This window comes from ANME-2 cluster archaeon, from assembly GCA_014237145.1.
In the GTDB taxonomy this organism is placed as follows: Archaea; Halobacteriota; Methanosarcinia; order Methanosarcinales; family Methanocomedenaceae; genus Methanocomedens_A.
The window spans coordinates 1-18,607 of record JAAXOC010000117.1 but is presented as its reverse complement, the minus strand read 5'-3'; the positions used below and the strand labels follow the sequence as shown (position 1 = coordinate 18,607).

Below are 18,607 nucleotides of genomic sequence, written 5' to 3'. Positions count from 1 at the left end.
GTTTTATTTTTTTTTATTATTGTGCGCTTGAGCATAGTGAAACGTACGCTTCGATCGAACCTTGTAAGGTTCGACTGTGGCAACAACCGCACAATGTTTTATTTTTTTTTATTATTGTGCGTTTGAGCATAGCGAAACGCACACTTCGATCGAACCTTGTAAGGTTCGGCTTCGGCAACACCTGCACTATGTTTATATTATCATTGAGGAATTACTCTATTTCAGAGAGTATTTCTTTCAGTTGTCCTGCCTTCTGGATAATGGTGTCAGCACCCTGGATCACCAGTTCTTTTACCGGATATGAACCATCAGATTCCACATTAAAGATATATGAATTTGGCTTTTCCATAACATCAATGGCATTAATATCACAAATCCCCATGCAAAGTTTGCACAAATTGCATTTCAGGGGATCAGTGACCTCCAGCTTATCATTATTTATAATCAGGATATTCCTCGGGCATTCATCCACACACCTTCCGCATGAATCACAATCTTCCTTAATGGTAATAACTGGCATGTTCTTATAGCCACATCCAACACCCGCCTGCCATTTCGCATGCTTACGTCCAATTCCGAGCTTTGCAACGGCTTCCAGTACAAGCGTTTGACGTTCTCTTAAGTCTATGATAGGTATTTTCTCATCAGCCACAGTAACCTTTGGGTCACTTGATAACAGATCACCCGAATATATTATTTTCGGACCTTCAGCACTCAAGTTCAGTGAAAGCTGGCATCTGGTACACCCTTCGCCGTCACAGTCACAATCCTCAGGAAGCACATATGATTCCAGATCAGTTATAAGCGGTATCAGTCCCATTCTCAGTGCAATCTGCTCGTCGAACAGGACAGATGTATTATCATAGATGTTAACGTAATCTATCGCCATTGTGGGAACTTCAGCCAGTATGATCCTTCGCAGTCCATTAGCAATAGCAGGTTCAATATCATCAAGTACGAACCTGGCTTTCGTGTCAGATAATTCAATGATATCTATATCCATTATGTGCCTCACTTAAACTCTACGTCCACGGCGTCCGCCTTTGGATTGTGTGCCGTCATGTGGTATGGGTGTAACATCCTCGATCCTGCCGATCCTGATACCAGCCCTGGCAAATGCCCGTATGGCTGCCTGGGCACCGGGACCCGGACTCCTCTGTTTATTACCACCAGGTGCACGGACCTTGACATGAATACCCATTATACCCCTATCCTTGAGCTTATCAGATAGCTGGTTAGCCATCTGCATTGCAGTATATGGAGAACTCTCGTCGCGGGCCGCCTTAACGACCATTCCTCCGCTGATCTTAGCAATGGTCTCTGCTCCTGTCAGGTCGGTTATTGTAATTATGGTATTATTGAATGATGCCTGTATATGGGCAATACCCCATTTTCCTTCTACCATGATATCTTACTCCTGTAAATATTATTTTTCACCTGATGTTTTTGTATCTTTGCCAGCAGAATCACCAGTACTACGATTTCCACTACCTTTACTGGCAGTACCACCAGTACTACGATTTCCACTACCTTTGCTGGCAGTACCACCAGTACTACGATTTCCACTACCTTTGCTGGCAGTACCACCAGTACTACGATTTCCACTACCTTTGCTGGCAGTACCACCAGTACTACGATTTCCACTACCTTTGCTGGCAGTACCACCAGTACTACGATTTCCACTGCCTTTGCCGGCAGTACCACTTGCACCGCGATTTGCGCCACCTGGGCCACTACGACCGCGACCGCCACCGCCGCCACCGCGGCGACCGCGACCACGTCTTCTGTCTTCCTGTACTTCCTCTATCTGAGCAATCTCTTTCTGGACGATCTGGGCCGGCCGCTGAACGTGTGACTCGCTCTTGAGCGGAGAGTTCAGGTAATATTCGATCTTCAGTTCCTCTTCCTTTGTCACCATATAGCCAGGCACTGTGATTTTCTTAGCCTCTATCGCTATATGACCGTGTGTGATAAACTGGCGTGCCTGTCTCAGTGTATTAGCAAATCCCTGCCTGTAAACCTGTGTCTGGAGCCTTCGGTCCAGGAAATTCCTGGTATCCAGTGCCAGGATATCATCAAGCCCGCCTTCAGGGGACAGTATACCATACCGCTTGAGTTTGGCCAGGATATCGTCTGATTTCCGTTTAACATGCCCGATCAACTCGCCTTCAGTGATCTCTGCCAGCATTTCCATAGCAGACCGTCGATAATTCCTGAGCATACTCTGTGCTTTCCAGACTTCACGTTTGTTCCTGAGTCCGTAAGTCTTTACATGCCCAACCTCTTCAGCCAACCTGACAGCCTGCCAGGGGTGTCTGGGTGTATCATATGATTTTGTATTCTTACCTGGGTATCCCATAAGATCTCACCACCTATTTAGGCTTCCTCTTGACACCCACAGTAAGCCCTCTCCTGCCTGAGGATCTTGTTCTTTGGCCTCTCACTTTATGACCGCGCTCGTGCCTGACACCCCTATACGACCTGGTCTTTTTCAGGGTGTTCAGGTCCTCTCTTTTAGTAAGTAGAATATCTGTTGCGAGAATATGCTTGTCATCCCCGGTCATTAAGTCTTTTCTCCTGTTGAGCATCCATGTGGGTAAAATGGATTTAATTTCCTCAATAGTCTTTTTCAATGAATCGATCTTTTCATCATCCAGATACCCAATTGTTGCACTCGGGTCAACATTGGATCTATCAGAAATAATACGTGCTATGCGCCTGTTTATGCCCTTGATGCCGGTAAGGGAATATTGTACGCTCTTTTTACCTTCAAGGTCAGTATTGGCGATACGCACTATATGTTTAATTTCATCCTGTTCGCTATTCTCTTTTTTCTTTGCCATCTATTGGTTTCCTCCGATAGGAACATATTTCCTATAGCCCCGGAACATTTTCCCGGCGCCGCCCCTCATGTTTTGGGCGCGGTTATCTCTCTGATGTGGACGCCAACTAAACGTACGTCTACTAAAGATACAGCCCTTAGATGCATTGCTACTTAAAAAACCTTGTGCAACATTACACCGGTTTCGCAAAGCTTATCCGCAGTACAGATTGTACCCGCAGCGTTTGCATACCGAGTCATCATCAATCCTGTCAAACCCGCATCGGTAATCATGAACTATATTGTCTGCTGCATCTATCATATCTGACAGGGCACCATTATCCAGCGGTTTCACCCTTGAGGAAATATATTCCTCACCATCCAGTTCATACACCCTGGGTTTTTCCTTTGCCAGTAACTCCAGTGTCAGCTTCTGCACCCTGTATTCAGGATACATATGTTCGAACCCGTGTGCGTATAAAAGTAATTGTTTTGACCTTTCAACAGGTCCAGGTTCGTTCCCTGTCTTATAATCAATAATCTCCACTTCATTATCTGACCCTGGTATCAGGTCGACCCTGTCAATGAAACCCTTGAACTGGTGGTCCCCCAGCAGTACGGTGAACCTCCTTTCCACCATCATGTTATTTTGAATAGAATATTTATTGCGCTGCCAGAACACATCCAGTAAGGGTTTTGCTTTTGCCGTGTCTACCCATTTCCATTTATCCTCCTTTGTCAGGGTGAGGGTGATCTCATCAAGCTGTTTTCTGGTCGAGACCTTCTGGCGTACAGCTTTCTCCAGGACCTTATGCACGAAACTTCCGATATTCATGGCCCCGTCACTCTTCTCCATATCACGGGTAGGCATGCCCAGTATATGCTGTAACTCATACTTTTTAGGACATTCCGAATAAGTGTTCACTGCCGAAACACTAAATGTGATATCAGAAGGAGGGGGAATACCTTCATTACTCCCGTCCCTGTCCAGTATCTCCTTTGCATGTCCGGCAGGGTCCAGTTCGTCCCATTTACTATTAATAATGTCAAGATAATCCTCACCATTACCATCCCTCAATGCATGGTATGCCAGCAAGTGCCCCAGGTTCTCCTCAAATGAACCCAAGTCAAGGGATTCAATAACCAGCTTTTTCCTGTGGGTTTTGATACACTCAAGCTCACTGTCCCTGATAACCTCCCTTGAACTTACCTCGCTGTCGCGCAGGTATGTGATATCAGGTACATCCACTTCATCCTTGTCCACAGCTCTCCAGTTGTCATATCTAATGTCGACAAGGAATTCCGATGGATGGCGCTCCCGTGCACCGTACCGGATACCAAGTGTAAGGTACAGGTGTTCTCTTGCCCTGGTCATGGCCACGTAGCACAGCCTTCGCTCTTCTTCAAGTTTGATCTCCCGTTTCAGTTCACGTATGGCACTCAACCGTTTGGACCTGGAACTGAAATCCTGCTTAAGCAGGTCACGATACAGGTCTATAAGTTCAATAGGTATCAATGGCTCAACACCACCTCTGAACAGTGGAAAGCGGTCCTTTGCCATATTTGTCACGAACACGGTATTGAACTCCAGGCCCTTGGATGAATGGATTGTCATAAGATTCACTGCATCTTCTTCCATTATCCTTGCAGCCGGCGGGTTCTTGCCCATCTCATCCAGTATCTCAAGGTAAGCAATAAAATCGCCCAGTTCCCTGCCGTGTGATGTTTCGAATTTCAGGGCCATTTCATGCAGGTTCCTCAGGTTCAGCATAGCCTCCCTGTTCTCCCTGGTATCATCAAAGGTGAACTGGCGGCTTAAGCCTGATGCGTCCAGTATTTCTATTAAAATATCAGAAACGTCCAGTACAAGTTTATCTTTCAACCCATCTATCCGGCGTTTCATCTGCTTCACTACCTGCTGTCCTGATGGTGATAAGCCCAGTTCACTGAAATGGTTGTAGATGGCATCCTGAAAAGAGACACGGTGCTTTTTGAGGTACTCCCCAATAATTATGGAATCCCCTGTATCAAGTGCATGGTTGTAGTGGAACAGCCTCCACCAGCTTTCTGTACCCCTTGCCCTTGGATTGACCAGGTTATCCAGCACGTACAGGTAGGCAAGTGCGGTCTTGGTCTCAGGGCGCTTTAAAAAATCAGTATCATCCTTCACACGTACGGCATGTCCCCTTCTTTCCAGTGCCTGCCTTATCCTGCGCCCCTGTGTATGTGTCCGGTACAGTACGGCAATATCCGACCTATCCACCCCGTGTTCCAGGCATGTCTCTATCTGTTCCACAATGTACCTGGCTTCCTCATTCTCGTCAGCGGTCTCAACAATGTGTACATCTCCCCCCTCAACTTCATCGTTGTTATGAAGCTGGATAAGCAGGTCCGTCTGGTCAGGGCCGTAGTTATGCCGTATCAGGTCATGGGATACCCGCAGTATCTTATTGGTTGAGCGGAAACTCACATCAAGGGAGACAATGTCATCAGACCCGACATCAAAGTTCCGTATAAACTCCTGTATGTTATTTGTGTAGGCACCCCTGAATGCGTAGATGGTCTGGTTGGGGTCTGCAACAACGGTCACGTTCTTCTCTTTGCCTGCCAAGAGTCTGATCAGTTCGAACTGGACATAGTTAGTATCCTGGAACTCATCGATAATGATATACTTGTACCTGTCAGTGGCCCCGTGGGTCCCGTATGTGTGCAGGAATTCCAGTGCCTTTTTGTTCAGGTCGCCATAATCCAGTGCATTCCTCTTTTTTTTGGCGGTCTCGTAGCGTTTCCAGGTTTGCACCATATCCCTGTACCTGGCATATTCCGTATATTCCTCGTTGAAGTGTATCCAGCCCTTCTTTTCCTCTTTCAATGCCTTCTTTTTAGCATCGTCCAGCAGGTGGAAGGTATTCAGCCGGGTGGTGTTGTCATGGTACAACTGCTCCCATTTTCCCTCATCCGGTTCCATTTCCCTGAGTAACTGTTTTCGACCCTGCAGGAAATCCTCCATGTTCTCTATGGTGATGTTCAGGTCCTTGGCTTTTGAGATGGATGAAGTGTACAGTGTCGCATCCCTGATATTTATGCCTAATTTCATGTGCAGCATAATGGAAGTGTCCACGTCTTCCAGGATGGAGAACTCGGGGGACACACCGCATTTGTCAGCATTCTCCCTGATGACCTCTGCGCAGAAGGAGTGGAATGTACTGACATGTACCTCCAGACCTCCCAGGAGCTGCTCGACCTTGGCCTTCATGTGCCCGGCAGCCTCCCTTGAGAAGGTAAGGGCAAGTATCTGGCCCGGGTCTATACCCTGTTCTTTCACCATGTAGGCTATCTTAGTAGTGATGGTGGTGGTCTTGCCTGTGCCTGCCCCTGCCAGTATCAACAGCGGTCCACGGGTGTGTTGTATTGCATCAAGCTGCCTTTTGGTTGATGTGGTGAGTAGTTCGTTCAGGGTCATCTTATTTCTTTTATACTGCTTCTTCCATCTTGTATCTTTGTGATTTTTTCTGTTTTTATCTTGCCTGTAAGTCCACCTTCAAGGGTGTTCTTATATGAAGTTCCACCTCACAAAACCACATCATTTATACAACAATCTCGACCTCGGGCATACACCAACGATCTACGAAGTCCCACCCGCGCCAACCTGTAATGAAATTACAGGGCATCCGTTGTACAATATAATATTACGAGATTATTTTTGCGAAAAAATCTCGTGCCATATGCTGAATCTCAAAAAGGTTATTTTTAACAAGTTCCTTATCTTTTTCCCGATATTCAGATAAATCTGCATGTGCTATGCCATTTCTTATTGACTTAAAATCATCATCTTTGTCAAAGAATTTGTTTGAAAATTCACTTATCTTGACATCGTCTCCTTCAAAAATATTTCCGAAAGCAAACTTCATTTTATCTTTGGAACTTATTTGCAAACATTCTTCATAACAATTGTTAATATGTGCTCTTTTAATCTCACTAATCAACGTAATTGAAAATTCTTCAAACAATTTTTGTATGCACTCGTTTTTTTCAGTTTTCGACTTCTTAAATTCTGATTTGTGTTTGAAGTGGTATCCATCTGAAAAATTTTATATGGAGTTGTAGAAAGCTAAAAACTTGTTAAATAAACTTTTAGCATTTACACCGTTCTTATACCACCCTAAAGCTCTGAAATATATTTCCATCTCTTCGTCATTCATTTTATTTGAGATTGATTTGAAAACGTCATCTACCCTTTCTAAATGCATTTGATTCATAGAAAGTGTAATTTAAGTTTTTATTTGAAATTCTGATGGCGATTGGGGCATCCAGTCCCCTACACCATATAAAAGAGAAAGTATATTAACGGTTTTATCTATCTTTTGATATGACTACCTCACATGGTCTTCATCAGTGGTTTTTGGTCTAATGACTCCAATGGCTCTTTGATGCGCACCAGATTCAAAAAAAATACCAGTTTCTTTTATAACACCTGATTGAGATATAATCATGTCCTTAACCAAAAATTTTATGGTATCTTCACCTGAAATTTTAAGATTCCTTGATAGGACTTCCGGTGTCTGCTCTCCACCATCAATTTCTTGATTATTATTGTCATTATCCATATTATCACACTGGCATATCCATTCATCTCTATAGAATAAAATAGATAAAGGTAATATATAAACTTATTAAAATAACTATCTCCGTACTAATACAGGCTGTCCGACAATTACTACCATTAATAAATAAATCCATCTTTTTTTGATTTAGAGCTATATTTAGCCTTCTTTTTTTCGAAATTTTGAATTACCGGACAGTCTGAAATGTAGGCGGCATCCGGTGGGTGCTTGAGGATTGGCATTTCTGCCGGCTTGTTTGATTTCTAAGTTTGTTCCAGCGAAAGGTTTAAGTGTATTATAACGGTTGTGGATGTTGATATTGGCAATTGCAACAAAAGGATGAAAATGAAATCAACTGGTGATTCTATTAAACCTGACATACAATCTCTAATTGACAATAAAGATGTTAAAGGAATACTTAAGGCGTGAACTCATAATGATCCTAAAATTCAACGCCAAGCAGAAGAGACTTTTTTCGAAGTGGCAGGTTTTAATGAGATTGAGTATCTTAAAGAAGGTTTGAAAGATGGTAATAAAAATGTTAAAAGATTTGCTGCAAGGGTACTTGGTGAATGTGGAGATTTGAGCGCAGTGGAATCACTTATCCAATCTTTAAATGACAAAGATGAATGTGTAGTAGATTATGCTGCTTCCTCTCTTGGAGGATTAAAGGATAAGAGAGCAGTTAAACCTTTAATAAAAGTGCTATCACATAAATATTGGGCCGCTCGATGTTCTGCTGCTAATTCGCTTCGTTGTTTAGGTGATCCAACCGCAATCGACCCATTAATACAAGCCTTAAATGATATTAATGACGAGGTTAGATATTATGCAGAAGAAGCACTTCAAGAATTTGATGACGAGCGAGCAGTAGAGCTATTAAACAAGTTTCATGAGAGTCAGATTCCAGAATATCTTAAAGAGGTTTTTAATGCATTTAACACAGTTAATAAATTTAAAACATTCGAATCCCTTATTCAATATTTGAGTGACGAGAATGATAAGGTTAGAGAATACGCAGCTGAATCTTTCTGGGAATTAAAGGATAATAGAAGATTAAAGGATGATACAAGAACTGTTGATGCCCTTATTCAATCACTCAATGATAAATCTAAAGTTGTTCGAGATAATATAGCATGTTTACTTGGAAAAATAGACACTCAAACAACGTTAGAAAGCTTAATTCAAAACTTAAAAAATAATAACCCAGATATTCGAAAAAGCGTTGTATTTGGGCTTGGTAATTCTAAAAACAAATTGACTACCGAAATTATTTTCAAAACACTTACAGATGAAAATGCAAGTGTTCGATTATCCGCTGCAAATAGTCTATTATTTAGCATGAAAGTACCCTCAGTCTTAACATCCCGTGACTATCGTTGTAAAGAAAACAACAATTTTCTGGGATGTTAAGATCAAAGATATTTATCTGTCATGTTACATCTGTGTTCTTTTTGTTTACAATTGCAAATATTTCACTTAATATTGATATTCTCTCATCAATGGATATTTCAGCAGTCTCAACAATCTTCCTCTTTTGAATTTCTCCTTTTTGATAACCGGTTTCATCTTCATACATTTCATTGTTTGTGATGAGATGCCATATAATCGTTACAATTTTTCTCGCCAGAGCAATTATTGCCTTTTGATATCCAATTGTTTTCTTCTTCCGGTTGAAAAATTCTTTCAGCTTACTGGCTTTCTTTCTGGAAGCTGCTTGAGCAATCTGGGTTAGTATCCATCTTGCTACCTTTGAACCTCTTTTGGTGATTCTTCCATTATAATATTTATCTGCAGATTGATACACATTTGGTACTATTCCAAGCCATGAAGCAAGCTTGTCTCCCGATGAAAAGTCATTGAAATCACCGATTTCAGCAATCAGTGTTGCAGCACTTAACTCACCGATACCTGGGCAAGACATCAAAATATCCATATCATGTTTATGATGTTTGTAAACGTAATTGAACATTTGTGTTTCCATAATGCTTATTTGCTCATCAATATCTTGGATCAAGTTTAGGCATGTTCGAAGCCTTACTGCAGCACTTTGAGACATTTCACGTTCAAGAATCTCTTTGATCTGCTCACTCTTTTTACGAACATTTGGACTGAGTTTGTCTACTATTTCGTCAAACTTCTTACCAGAACAGATTCCTGATAGAACCATTTTGCCATTCTTACCAAAAATATCAGTGAGTACATCACTGAGATGAAACATTTCCGAAGAAAGAATGGCGTGTGCTTGATTTTTTATATCAGTTCTTTTTCGCACAAGATTGTGACGAAGACGCACATATGATCTGAATTCTCTGTGGTGTTTGGGAAAAACTCTTGAAGGCTTGACCATGTTATTTAAAGCAAGTTGTGCAATAAATTCAGAATCGATCTTATCCGTCTTTTTATGAGAATAGGCCTTCATATCACGTGCATTTCCAACAATTACTGTTACGTGACTAATTAGTGTGTCATAGATTGGAACCCAAAAGTCACTTGTTGATTCACATGCAACAACATCACACTGCTTTTCGATTATCCAGGATTTGAGATCTAAAATTCCTTGGTCATTCCTTTCGAAACGCTTTTGTGCCATTTCATCTGATCTGCTGAGTATTGTGGCTATTAAAAAACGTTTATGGAGATCTAAACCACAAGCTTTGTTTATTAGTACTGACAATATATATTACCTCATTTTTTAATGGGCAGTGTGATTGCCTCGAAGGCAATTTAGCATCCGTGATCGAAGTCACAATTGAGCTTTCGATGGCAATTCACTGGTTAGTTTTCTGACGGCTTCGAAGAACCAAAATAATGACAACCTATCCTGCCCAAAGAATAGTTGGAGTAATAACAAAAAAAGGTTATGCAAGCAAGCTGTCCCAAAACTAATTCACATTATACAATTCGGCTATATTTTATCATAATTGGGCAATTATTGATTATAATTCAATGTTATTATCCCAGATAGATAGATTTCATTTGATTTGTACACACGCTTTTAGTTTTGGGACAGCCTGCAAGGGGTACTTTCATTTTTTGAGCATGTCATTCGAAGAATTTCATGTGCGTTTTCTGGACGTTTATATAACAAAAAAAATATAAACTTTATGGTAGAAGCTCTGATAAATGAAGATGCCAGTGTTAGAAAATATGCAGCAATGGGTCTTACTCAGGTTTCCGATAAAAAAGCAATAAAGCCACTTATTCATGCTTTGGATGATGAAGATATTCGTGTTCGGAAATATGCAGCTAAAGCATTGGGGAATATTGGAGAAGACGTTATAGAACCTCTAGTTAAAATTTTGGAAAATAAAGATAATTTCAGTAAAAAGAGATTATTAAGAGCAGTTGTGGAGGCTTTGGGATTTGTCGGAAATTCAAAAGCAGTGGATCCACTTATTAGAGCTCTTTCTATTAAAGATGTATATGTTAAAAAAGTTGCAGCTCTTGCACTCGGAAAATTGAACAATCCAAAAGTTATTAAATCACTTGAAAATTGTTTAAATGATGAAAATAAGCAAGTTAAGGAAGCTGCAAAACAATCTATAGATATGATCAAACGTAAAAAAAATTATTGAAATGAAAGAAAATATGAAATGGAGATTGTCGGAAAAGTACCCTAAAAGCACTTAAATTGAAACTTTTAAAATTATCATTCCAACTAAATCACTATGCTACGCCTTGTATAGTTTAGATCGTAAAGCTGAAATATTGAAAAACAAGGCTTTTCCGACAGTCTCAAATGTTTTATTCACATTAAGGTAAATGTTCTTGGTTAGTAACAATGAGATTGTCGGAAAAGCCTAATTTTCGAATATTTCAGCTTTACTGTATAAACTTGACTGGGAATTTTCATTCAGGTACTTTTCCGACAATCTCTGAATAGGATTTACAACAACATTGAATCTATGAAGGGCACTTAATTCACTATATACCTCTTGAGGAATTAAAATTCTAGAAATTCTGAGACATTTTAAAAGTACACTACCAACAGCAAGTGAGATTAGAGCACTTGTATCTTCAACTACTATTGTTTCATAGATTTCTTTTTGAGTCTTTTTTGGCACGTTCAATACTCTCCTCTAAGGTTTCTTTGCCAACTTTTATTTGTTGTGCAGTATCGAAACCAACAATACGTGCGAAATCATCAAAACAGAGTTTTCCTTCAAGGAATTGTTTTGTTACCATCTCTTTTATTTGGCGTATTTCTATTTCATGTTTTACATGTGCAACAAGTGCATCACGTACAACATCTGATCTTCTTTTAAATTCGGATTTAGCAATTTGATCTAGCTCATTTAGGAGTCTGGAATCAACTCTCATGCTTATTTGTTCAAGAGACATATTATCACCCAATGAAATACATTTAATTGAGGCTCTGGCATTCCAAAGTATATTCGTTATTTTTTGATTTATGAGATTGTTAAGGTATGTAGTTATAAAAAATTTATTTATAAATATTTAAATTGAAATTCTATCTAAAATCTAACTATCCTGGTTATTTAAGTATATATTATTGCTAAAAATCCAAAAATAACAATAATTGAGATTTAATTATAATGTATTCATTAGCACCTACTTTAAATACATTCCGATACAGTTGAATTAATTCTTTTGAGTTTGGGCAGATATTGTATCAAAAATTGCCTAAAATACCCTCAATCCAAACCCTTGGAAGGAAATTTAAGAAAAACTGAACCGTCCTAAGTGTTTATTGGCATTTTAAAGCTGTTACATCCATTTTGCCGAAGGCTCACTTACATATTTATATTATTTTTGCTCTGGAAATAGCATTTACTGATGGGGCATGAACGCTTATTCTTTTTTAGGCCACACCGTATAAAAACAAGGTTTTCAGCAACCCATCATACAAAATATATATTTCAACAGCAATGGTGCAGTCCCTGACGCACCCACTACTATTCTGAGCCGCCGCATGCATATAGTCTCTTCCATCCTATCCCTTCACATGTATAGTTGAAGTCCCGACCCCTTTCCTTTTCACACCAATCCTCACAGGTATGCGCCGGGTAAGCTGGTCGATATGGCTGATCACACCAATGGTCCTGCCAGATAACCTCAGGCTTTCCAGTGCGTTCAAGGCGGCATCCAGGGTCTCGCTGTCCAGTGTGCCAAAGCCCTCGTTCAAAAACAGTGATTCCAGCCTTGAGCGCCCGCTGCTTCGTTCAGATAAGTGCCAGGGCCAGCGACAGGCTGACCAGGAATGACCCGCCGCCGGATAAGGATCTCGACCGGGCGTTGTTCGCCTGCGTTCCACAGGTCTATTACTACCGTATACTTCAGGTCAACAGCCCTTAATGCATACCTGGAAGTTATATCAGACAACTGGCGGTTTGCGATTGTAATGAGCAGGTCGAACATGGTCTGCAGGGCAAAGTCCCTCAGGCTGTTTGCAGGTATTACCCCTGCAAGTTTCTGCCATCATTCCATTTCAGCCCTGGCCCCTTCGAGTTTCGAGACTTTTTATTATTTCCTGAAACGCTTTATAACCACAGAGTGCACAGAGAAAACAATAACGCTCTGTGTTCTCTGTGTTCTCTGTGGTTGATCTTCTTTCCATGATCCATTTATCATACTTGATCAGAATAAATTAAAAAATAAAACGGTTTGTTGCTTTGAATCCTGTTTAATGGTTATTATATGTAAGTTCACTACAAATTAATTGCCCTATTTGGTTTTAACTCTTTGAGGATTGCCTTGAGTTCCCTTCATTGAAATTTCAATGGCTTGTTAGGGGTTTACATAGGCTGTTATAACCTGAAATTCAGGGTTTCATAGGCTACACCCACTCAAAATTAGCCGACTGTACTTCATTACACTTGGATTTTTATAGCCCCAAAAACCCTGAATCTCAGGTTATATGCACGCAGATGCTTATGTTTCCAGATACCTGTCCTGATCATATCTGTGCTTAATCGAGCAACTCCTTCTTAGAGTTGCATGTGCTGTCATAAGTTGTGGCCATCATACCCGGCCAGTGTAAAACCGAAAACCTTTGAATAAAAATCAAGCTCGCAATCAAGCGCACGTTTGATATTCTCAGCTCGGCGGAACCCATGCTGCTCGCCCTCAAATAATACATATTCCACTGGTAATCCTTTTGCACGCATCCCGTCCACCATCATCTCGGTCTGGTTGGGTGGAACTATTTTATCTTCAAGTCCCTGAAAAAAGATCACAGGACATGATAAGCGCTCAATGGAGTTGATAGGTGAGCGTTCGCTATATAGCTCGTTTCCTTCATAAAAAGGACCTATCAACCGGTCAAGGTAACGCGACTCGAACTTATGTGTATCCTTTACCATGGCTTCAAGATCGCTGACTCCGTAGTAACTGGCTCCTGCTTTGAAAGCATTGCGGAAGGTGAGTGCACATAGAGTAGTATAACCTCCTGCACTTCCTCCTCTAATAGCAAGCCGCTCACTGTCAACCTTGCCCTGCTCAATAAGGTATCGTGCACCGTTCACACAATCGTCCACATCAACGATTCCCCACTGGCCATCCAGACGCTGGCGGTACTGTCTGCCATAGCCGGTACTTCCTCCGTAGTTCACATCAAGTACAGCTATTCCACGGGTTGTCCAGTACTGTATCATCAGGTTAAATGTATCTGAAGTAGATGCAGTCGGACCTCCGTGGCTGATGACAAGTAAGGGGGGCATCTCATCAGGCGCAGCTGCGAATTCAGGATTTTTGGGTGGATAAAAGAAAGCGTTTGCTGTGAGTCCGTGCTCAGTCGGATATTCAATAGGCTTTGGTTTTGAGAGATAGTTAATATCAATATCAACACCTACCACAATCTCACTTGAGCAGCGCATCTCATGCATCTTGTGTGTATCAAGATCAAGCCTGACCACTGATGGTGCAGCTGTAGGTGAACCCCCGATAAATACTATATATCCTGGTACAGCTTTGAGATATCCTATTGAAGTATAAGGAGTATTGATCACATCAAGTCTGCCTGATACTGTATCAATACTTGCTAAGTACCAGGTTCCCTGTCTGGTATAGGTGCATATGATACGGTTCGTTGATGCAAATGAATAAGTGGACTGTCCAAAGACCCACTGCGGCAGGCCAAATTCTGCTTCTATCTGGCAAACCGGCTTGATATTTTTATTATTTTTATTATTATTTAGGCAGTAGAGATTCCACCAGCCGTTTTTATCTGAAATGAAGTATAAAGTACCATCAGGCGACCACTCTGGCTGGAATATAGATTCGTCAACGCCACCTGCTATCTGGTCTATATGTCCGATCGATCCGTCTTTTTCTATTTCACCTACCCATAGTTGTGTACCATCCCATGGCATGTTAGGATGGTTCCAGGTAAGCCAGGCAAGATGTGAGCCGCTGGGACTCAGCCGGGGAGATGAATAAAAATCATGACCGGATACCAGTACCTGACATTCATTATTAGCATCAAGATCAATACTTACCAGAGTATTGGTTGGTTCTTGTTTTGAGTGTGTATGATCCTCGCGTACACATATCAAGTTATTCCTGATATTATCAATAATGATATCAGCAAAACGATAATCCAGTGCAGGAGTAAGTGGGTGCGGGTCATCCCCGGAAAATTGACGGTAGAGACGTTGATCATCGAAATTTGAGAAATATGTTGTGCCTTCTACAACTGTGAATGATCCGCCGCCGTACTCGTGTACTCGTGTACGGGCATTAAAGTGAGGTGGCGTGATATCTGTACTTAGAGTGTCTGGTGAGTGACGTACTATTACGTACCGTCCACCTTCTTTTGGTCTGTTCTCTATCCAGTAGATATCCGGTCCATCGATAACTATCTGTTCAAGTCTGATGGTTCCTGAGACGATCATATCTGATGTGACTGGAGATTTCCAGGAGCCGTATGGGGTTATTTTTTTTATGGTATTCATATGTATTAAGCAGGTATGTGCTTATTATTAAATATTATTAAGTGATCAAATATACTACTCTGTAAGTGTAATTTGGAACTCTATATAAAACCACTAAAATAATGTCCACTGAAGTATTTACCGCTGCAATAACTATTTGCCGAGTAGCCGGGGGCCGTTGCCAGCCCCAAGCCCTCTAAGAACCGGACTTGCGACTTTAATCACATCCGGCTCAAGCCTTCCATGACCCTTTTTGTATCGGGCAGCAGTTCTCACTTAGATCACTGCTTTTGTAATTCCGGTCTGCAGCCTATTAACACATTAAGCGTCTGTAAGTCTCTCGCTTTTCAGCGTCGTTGAGTGTCTTACATTGACAGGTTTGCCTCCGTTCATACAATGAAACACCATTGGCAAGTCTGCACCCTTTCAGATTGAGGCAAAGTCTGAACCTCTATCCAGTCCATTACAAACTGGCATTCGCTTTTTACCGTTTCCGCTACCCTCTGAGCCATCGTCGGTCCTCACGGACTCTCTACCCAGATAACTGGGAGCTCATGGGGCTTACCAAGTTCCATACCTTGAATAATTTCTAAATGCCTTAGAAGCCATCTATAAGCCGAGAATCATATGTCCATTCCCTGTAATGTGTACGAAGCCATTATAGTCTAATTCTGTGCCTTTTGGCTCAAGCGTATACAGTCTGCTTTCGCTTGTCACTATTTACGACTCTTACGATGATTCAACTTTCGTTTCTTCTTAGCATTCATTACCCTAGCAGATTGTCCGCATCAGACTTCCAGGTTTTGTCCACCTTGGACTGCGAGCATCAGACATTCCATTACTAATACTGCATGTCACAGTAGGGTCACTCGGAAGGGAGCGAGCGGCATTTCTGCAATTCATGATAGGACTTTCTTGTCACAACCGTACTAATAGTACAAAGTCTTCATATACTTTAATAAAACGGTTTGTTGCTTTGAATCCTGCCTAATGGTTATTTGTCAGAGAGCTTATAAAACATGAAATTATTTTCGTTCCTTTGATGCTGGTAGCCCTTGCATACTAATTAATCCAGTCGTACTCCACACCATAATTCACTATTGCAAATATTCTTTGTATAGGACTTACAACAACCTTAAATCTATGAAAGGCACTTAATTCTACAATGAAATCTGGCTCAAATAAAATAAATCTTCCAGTTATCGTAGAAAAAGATGAAGATGGATTTTATGTAGTAGAGTGTCCGCTTTTAAGAAGTTGTTATACTCAAGGAAAGACCCTCGATGAGGCGCTCACGAACATCCATGAAGTCATTGAGATGTGTCTCGATGATGAGACCGAAGATGTAATTTCCGATATTGCAAATATCCAGGAATTTAGTTTTCATACATTAGCGGTTGAAGTATGAAACTGCCACTTATATCAGGCAAAGAGGCAGTAAAAGCCTTTGAAAAACTCATTTAAGGATTTTGTTCTCCTATCCCTTAACATGTATAGTTGATGTCCCGACCCCTGTCCTTTTCACATCTATCCTCACAGGTATGCGCCGGGTAAGCTAGTCGATGTGGCTGAATCACGCCGATGGTCCTGCCGGATAACCACAGGCTTTCAAGTGCGTTTAAGGCGGCATCCGGGGTCTCGCTGTCCAGTGTGCCAAAGCCCTCGTCCAAAAACAATAATCTCAGCCTTGAGCGCCCGCTGCTTCGTTCTGAGAAGTGCCAGGGCCAGCCCCAGGCTAACCAGGAATGACCCGCCGCTAGATAAGGGTCCCGACCGGGCGTTACTCTCCTGCGTTCCACAGGTCTATTACTACCATATCCTTCACGTCAACAGCCCTTAATGCATACCTGGAGGAGCATAAATCCCCCATCCCACAGTCAACGACCCCGGATTTTACTTCGCTTAAATTCGGGGCATCTATGGAGTTAAAAGTTGGGTGTAAGGTGCGTGTAGATAGAGGTGAGGTGGGCAAATATGAATTATCTTGCTCGTTGTTAGCTCTTTTTATATACTACTCTATCCGAATTCTCAATTTCTTTTTTCCGTAAATGGTTTAGAATACGGTTTAGATCATAATCATATTCCCCAGCGATCTGTTTGCGGATTTTATGAATCTCTTCAACAATAGGATCCTTCCACATTATTTTCCTCCTTCCGGCATCTCTAGAATCTCCTCCGGTGTAATGATAACTGGTGTCTTGCGGCCAAGCGTGGTATTGACATTATTGAGGCGCTGAATAATCACACCATTTGCAATATGTTTACAATTCCAAGTAAGCAAATAATCCAGCTCATATACTACTGCACATGCCAAGTGCACTACATCCAACTGTGCTGAGTATGGTAAGCCAAGTTCTTTCTGATACTCTATGGCTAAGGATTCTACCTCTTCACTTAACGCTAAAATCGGGATATCCTTTACAATAGCTAAACGTCGCGATGCAGCATCAGAATCTCCGGCACTTATCTCATCTAAAACTGCTTCGGAAATGTAGATATCAAAGTTGGGACGAACTTGCTGCCACCACTCATAAGTAATTTGCTGATGAGCAGCCACAATCAAGTCTCGGCTTGGGCGTGCTGTAAGGTAGCTTGGAATTGTTGATTCTAAATATAATGTCAGATTTCTTAAATTCATGTACATGATGATTATCTTCCATGATATAGAAATAATTATCTGATAACTTAAGATATACAATATAGTAACCCACCCTATGAAAGCAATTGTCTACTTAATTAATCCGACCTCTGAATCAATAGAAGGATGTGGCTGATCACACCAATGGTCCTGCTAGATAACCGCAGGCTTTCCAGTGCGTTTAAGGCGGCATCCAGGGTCTCGCTGTCCAGTGTGCCAAAGCCCTCGTTCAAAAACAGTGATTCCAGCCTTGAGCGCCCGCTGCTTCGTTCAGATAAGTGCCAGGGCCAGCGACAGGCTGACCAGGAATGACTCGCCGCCGGATAAGGGTCTCGACCGGGCGTTGTCCGCCTGCGTTCCACAGGTCTATTACTACAATATCCTTTAGGTCAACAAATCGAAGGGCGTATCTGAATACCACTGGATTTTGAATTATCGGGCAATCTCTGAAATATGAGTTATCCACACACAAGCCCATTCGCACTTGATGATGTGTCAATTCATTTTTATTTTAAGTCCAAATGTGTGTTTCAACGATTCTTTCAGTATGTCCAACTCTGTAAATGTTCCAATTCTTCTGTAAATCTCAGATAGACGAACGGTCGCAATATTATCAGTCATAATAATAGAATCACTTAGAAGGCCAGTT

The 18,607-nt window shown here is 41.5% G+C and carries 19 protein-coding genes; 4 read left to right on the top strand and 15 right to left on the bottom strand.

Annotated features, from left to right (window positions below):
- Positions 1 to 211: 211 nt before the first annotated feature.
- The 7 genes from HF974_15855 to HF974_15825 form a co-directional block, all read right to left on the bottom strand.
- Positions 212 to 1,003 carry a DNA-directed RNA polymerase subunit D gene (locus tag HF974_15855; GenBank protein MBC2699771.1) on the bottom strand — a complete coding sequence of 264 codons (792 nt, stop codon included), beginning with the start codon at positions 1,001 to 1,003 and terminating at the stop codon, positions 212 to 214.
- A gap of 12 nt (positions 1,004 to 1,015) precedes the next feature.
- Positions 1,016 to 1,405, bottom strand: a complete 390-nt coding sequence (locus HF974_15850) for a 30S ribosomal protein S11 (GenBank protein MBC2699770.1) — start codon at positions 1,403 to 1,405, stop codon at positions 1,016 to 1,018.
- 21 nt (positions 1,406 to 1,426) lie between these two features.
- The gene (locus HF974_15845; GenBank protein MBC2699769.1) at positions 1,427 to 2,359 is read right to left on the bottom strand and encodes a 30S ribosomal protein S4; all 933 of its coding nucleotides are present in this window, start codon (positions 2,357 to 2,359) and stop codon (positions 1,427 to 1,429) included.
- 13 nt (positions 2,360 to 2,372) lie between these two features.
- A complete protein-coding gene (locus HF974_15840) occupies positions 2,373 to 2,843 on the bottom strand; it encodes a 30S ribosomal protein S13 (GenBank protein MBC2699768.1) in 471 nt (156 codons plus the stop codon).
- A 192-nt stretch (positions 2,844 to 3,035) separates the two neighbouring features.
- The gene (locus HF974_15835) at positions 3,036 to 6,284 is read right to left on the bottom strand and encodes an ATP-dependent helicase (GenBank protein ID MBC2699767.1); all 3,249 of its coding nucleotides are present in this window, start codon (positions 6,282 to 6,284) and stop codon (positions 3,036 to 3,038) included.
- 226 nt (positions 6,285 to 6,510) lie between these two features.
- The gene (locus tag HF974_15830) at positions 6,511 to 6,831 is read right to left on the bottom strand and encodes a hypothetical protein (protein ID MBC2699766.1); all 321 of its coding nucleotides are present in this window, start codon (positions 6,829 to 6,831) and stop codon (positions 6,511 to 6,513) included.
- Between the two features lie 363 nt (positions 6,832 to 7,194).
- Positions 7,195 to 7,428 (bottom strand): hypothetical protein, encoded by a 234-nt coding sequence (locus HF974_15825; protein MBC2699765.1) that lies wholly within the window; start codon positions 7,426 to 7,428, stop codon positions 7,195 to 7,197.
- Positions 7,429 to 7,905: 477 nt separating this feature from the next.
- Here HF974_15825 and HF974_15820 point away from each other — a divergent pair, with 477 nt between their 5' ends.
- Entirely contained in the window at positions 7,906 to 8,838 is a 933-nt protein-coding gene (locus HF974_15820) for a HEAT repeat domain-containing protein (protein ID MBC2699764.1), read from the top strand.
- Between the two features lie 19 nt (positions 8,839 to 8,857).
- On the opposite strand, the gene HF974_15815 is transcribed toward HF974_15820, so the two are convergent.
- The gene (locus HF974_15815; GenBank protein ID MBC2699763.1) at positions 8,858 to 10,102 is read right to left on the bottom strand and encodes an IS110 family transposase; all 1,245 of its coding nucleotides are present in this window, start codon (positions 10,100 to 10,102) and stop codon (positions 8,858 to 8,860) included.
- A gap of 430 nt (positions 10,103 to 10,532) precedes the next feature.
- Between HF974_15815 and HF974_15810 the strand changes: the two genes are divergently transcribed.
- The gene (locus HF974_15810) at positions 10,533 to 11,003 is read left to right on the top strand and encodes a HEAT repeat domain-containing protein (GenBank protein MBC2699762.1); all 471 of its coding nucleotides are present in this window, start codon (positions 10,533 to 10,535) and stop codon (positions 11,001 to 11,003) included.
- A 225-nt stretch (positions 11,004 to 11,228) separates the two neighbouring features.
- Here HF974_15810 and HF974_15805 read toward each other — a convergent pair whose 3' ends face one another.
- From HF974_15805 to HF974_15785, 5 genes are all read right to left on the bottom strand, one after another.
- Entirely contained in the window at positions 11,229 to 11,492 is a 264-nt protein-coding gene (locus tag HF974_15805; GenBank protein MBC2699761.1) for a hypothetical protein, read from the bottom strand.
- On the bottom strand, positions 11,461 to 11,769 hold the full coding sequence (locus tag HF974_15800; GenBank protein ID MBC2699760.1) for a hypothetical protein: 309 nt from the start codon (positions 11,767 to 11,769) through the stop codon (positions 11,461 to 11,463). Before HF974_15800 ends, HF974_15805 begins: the two co-directional genes overlap by 32 nt.
- Before the next feature lie 613 nt (positions 11,770 to 12,382).
- Complete coding sequence (locus HF974_15795) at positions 12,383 to 12,574, bottom strand: hypothetical protein (protein MBC2699759.1); 192 nt, start codon at positions 12,572 to 12,574, stop codon at positions 12,383 to 12,385.
- Positions 12,571 to 12,807, bottom strand: coding sequence for a hypothetical protein (locus HF974_15790; GenBank protein MBC2699758.1), 237 nt, complete (start codon positions 12,805 to 12,807; stop codon positions 12,571 to 12,573). The genes HF974_15795 and HF974_15790 overlap by 4 nt, the downstream gene beginning before the upstream one ends.
- 587 nt (positions 12,808 to 13,394) lie before the next feature.
- The gene (locus HF974_15785) at positions 13,395 to 15,341 is read right to left on the bottom strand and encodes a S9 family peptidase (GenBank protein ID MBC2699757.1); all 1,947 of its coding nucleotides are present in this window, start codon (positions 15,339 to 15,341) and stop codon (positions 13,395 to 13,397) included.
- 1,144 nt (positions 15,342 to 16,485) lie between these two features.
- Between HF974_15785 and HF974_15780 the strand changes: the two genes are divergently transcribed.
- Complete coding sequence (locus HF974_15780; GenBank protein ID MBC2699756.1) at positions 16,486 to 16,728, top strand: type II toxin-antitoxin system HicB family antitoxin; 243 nt, start codon at positions 16,486 to 16,488, stop codon at positions 16,726 to 16,728.
- A gap of 76 nt (positions 16,729 to 16,804) precedes the next feature.
- Here HF974_15780 and HF974_15775 read toward each other — a convergent pair whose 3' ends face one another.
- Positions 16,805 to 17,119, bottom strand: a complete 315-nt coding sequence (locus HF974_15775) for a hypothetical protein (protein ID MBC2699755.1) — start codon at positions 17,117 to 17,119, stop codon at positions 16,805 to 16,807.
- Positions 17,120 to 17,460: 341 nt separating this feature from the next.
- Positions 17,461 to 18,018: a type II toxin-antitoxin system VapC family toxin gene (locus HF974_15770; GenBank protein MBC2699754.1), complete on the bottom strand. Its 558-nt coding sequence runs from the start codon at positions 18,016 to 18,018 to the stop codon at positions 17,461 to 17,463.
- Positions 18,019 to 18,102: 84 nt separating this feature from the next.
- Here HF974_15770 and HF974_15765 point away from each other — a divergent pair, with 84 nt between their 5' ends.
- A complete protein-coding gene (locus HF974_15765; protein ID MBC2699753.1) occupies positions 18,103 to 18,270 on the top strand; it encodes a hypothetical protein in 168 nt (55 codons plus the stop codon).
- Positions 18,271 to 18,607: the final 337 nt, after the last annotated feature.

Coding starts and splice junctions, on each gene's coding strand:
- HF974_15855 (MBC2699771.1), bottom strand. CDS start 1,003: ATGGATATAGATATCATTGAATTATCTGACACGAAAGCCAGGTTCGTA.
- HF974_15835 (MBC2699767.1), bottom strand. CDS start 6,284: ATGACCCTGAACGAACTACTCACCACATCAACCAAAAGGCAGCTTGAT.
- HF974_15765 (MBC2699753.1), top strand. CDS start 18,103: ATGGTCCTGCTAGATAACCGCAGGCTTTCCAGTGCGTTTAAGGCGGCA.
- HF974_15780 (MBC2699756.1), top strand. CDS start 16,486: ATGAAATCTGGCTCAAATAAAATAAATCTTCCAGTTATCGTAGAAAAA.
- HF974_15850 (MBC2699770.1), bottom strand. CDS start 1,405: ATGGTAGAAGGAAAATGGGGTATTGCCCATATACAGGCATCATTCAAT.
- HF974_15785 (MBC2699757.1), bottom strand. CDS start 15,341: ATGAATACCATAAAAAAAATAACCCCATACGGCTCCTGGAAATCTCCA.
- HF974_15845 (MBC2699769.1), bottom strand. CDS start 2,359: ATGGGATACCCAGGTAAGAATACAAAATCATATGATACACCCAGACAC.
- HF974_15800 (MBC2699760.1), bottom strand. CDS start 11,769: ATGTCTCTTGAACAAATAAGCATGAGAGTTGATTCCAGACTCCTAAAT.
- HF974_15810 (MBC2699762.1), top strand. CDS start 10,533: ATGGTAGAAGCTCTGATAAATGAAGATGCCAGTGTTAGAAAATATGCA.
- HF974_15825 (MBC2699765.1), bottom strand. CDS start 7,428: ATGGATAATGACAATAATAATCAAGAAATTGATGGTGGAGAGCAGACA.
- HF974_15790 (MBC2699758.1), bottom strand. CDS start 12,807: ATGTTCGACCTGCTCATTACAATCGCAAACCGCCAGTTGTCTGATATA.
- HF974_15840 (MBC2699768.1), bottom strand. CDS start 2,843: ATGGCAAAGAAAAAAGAGAATAGCGAACAGGATGAAATTAAACATATA.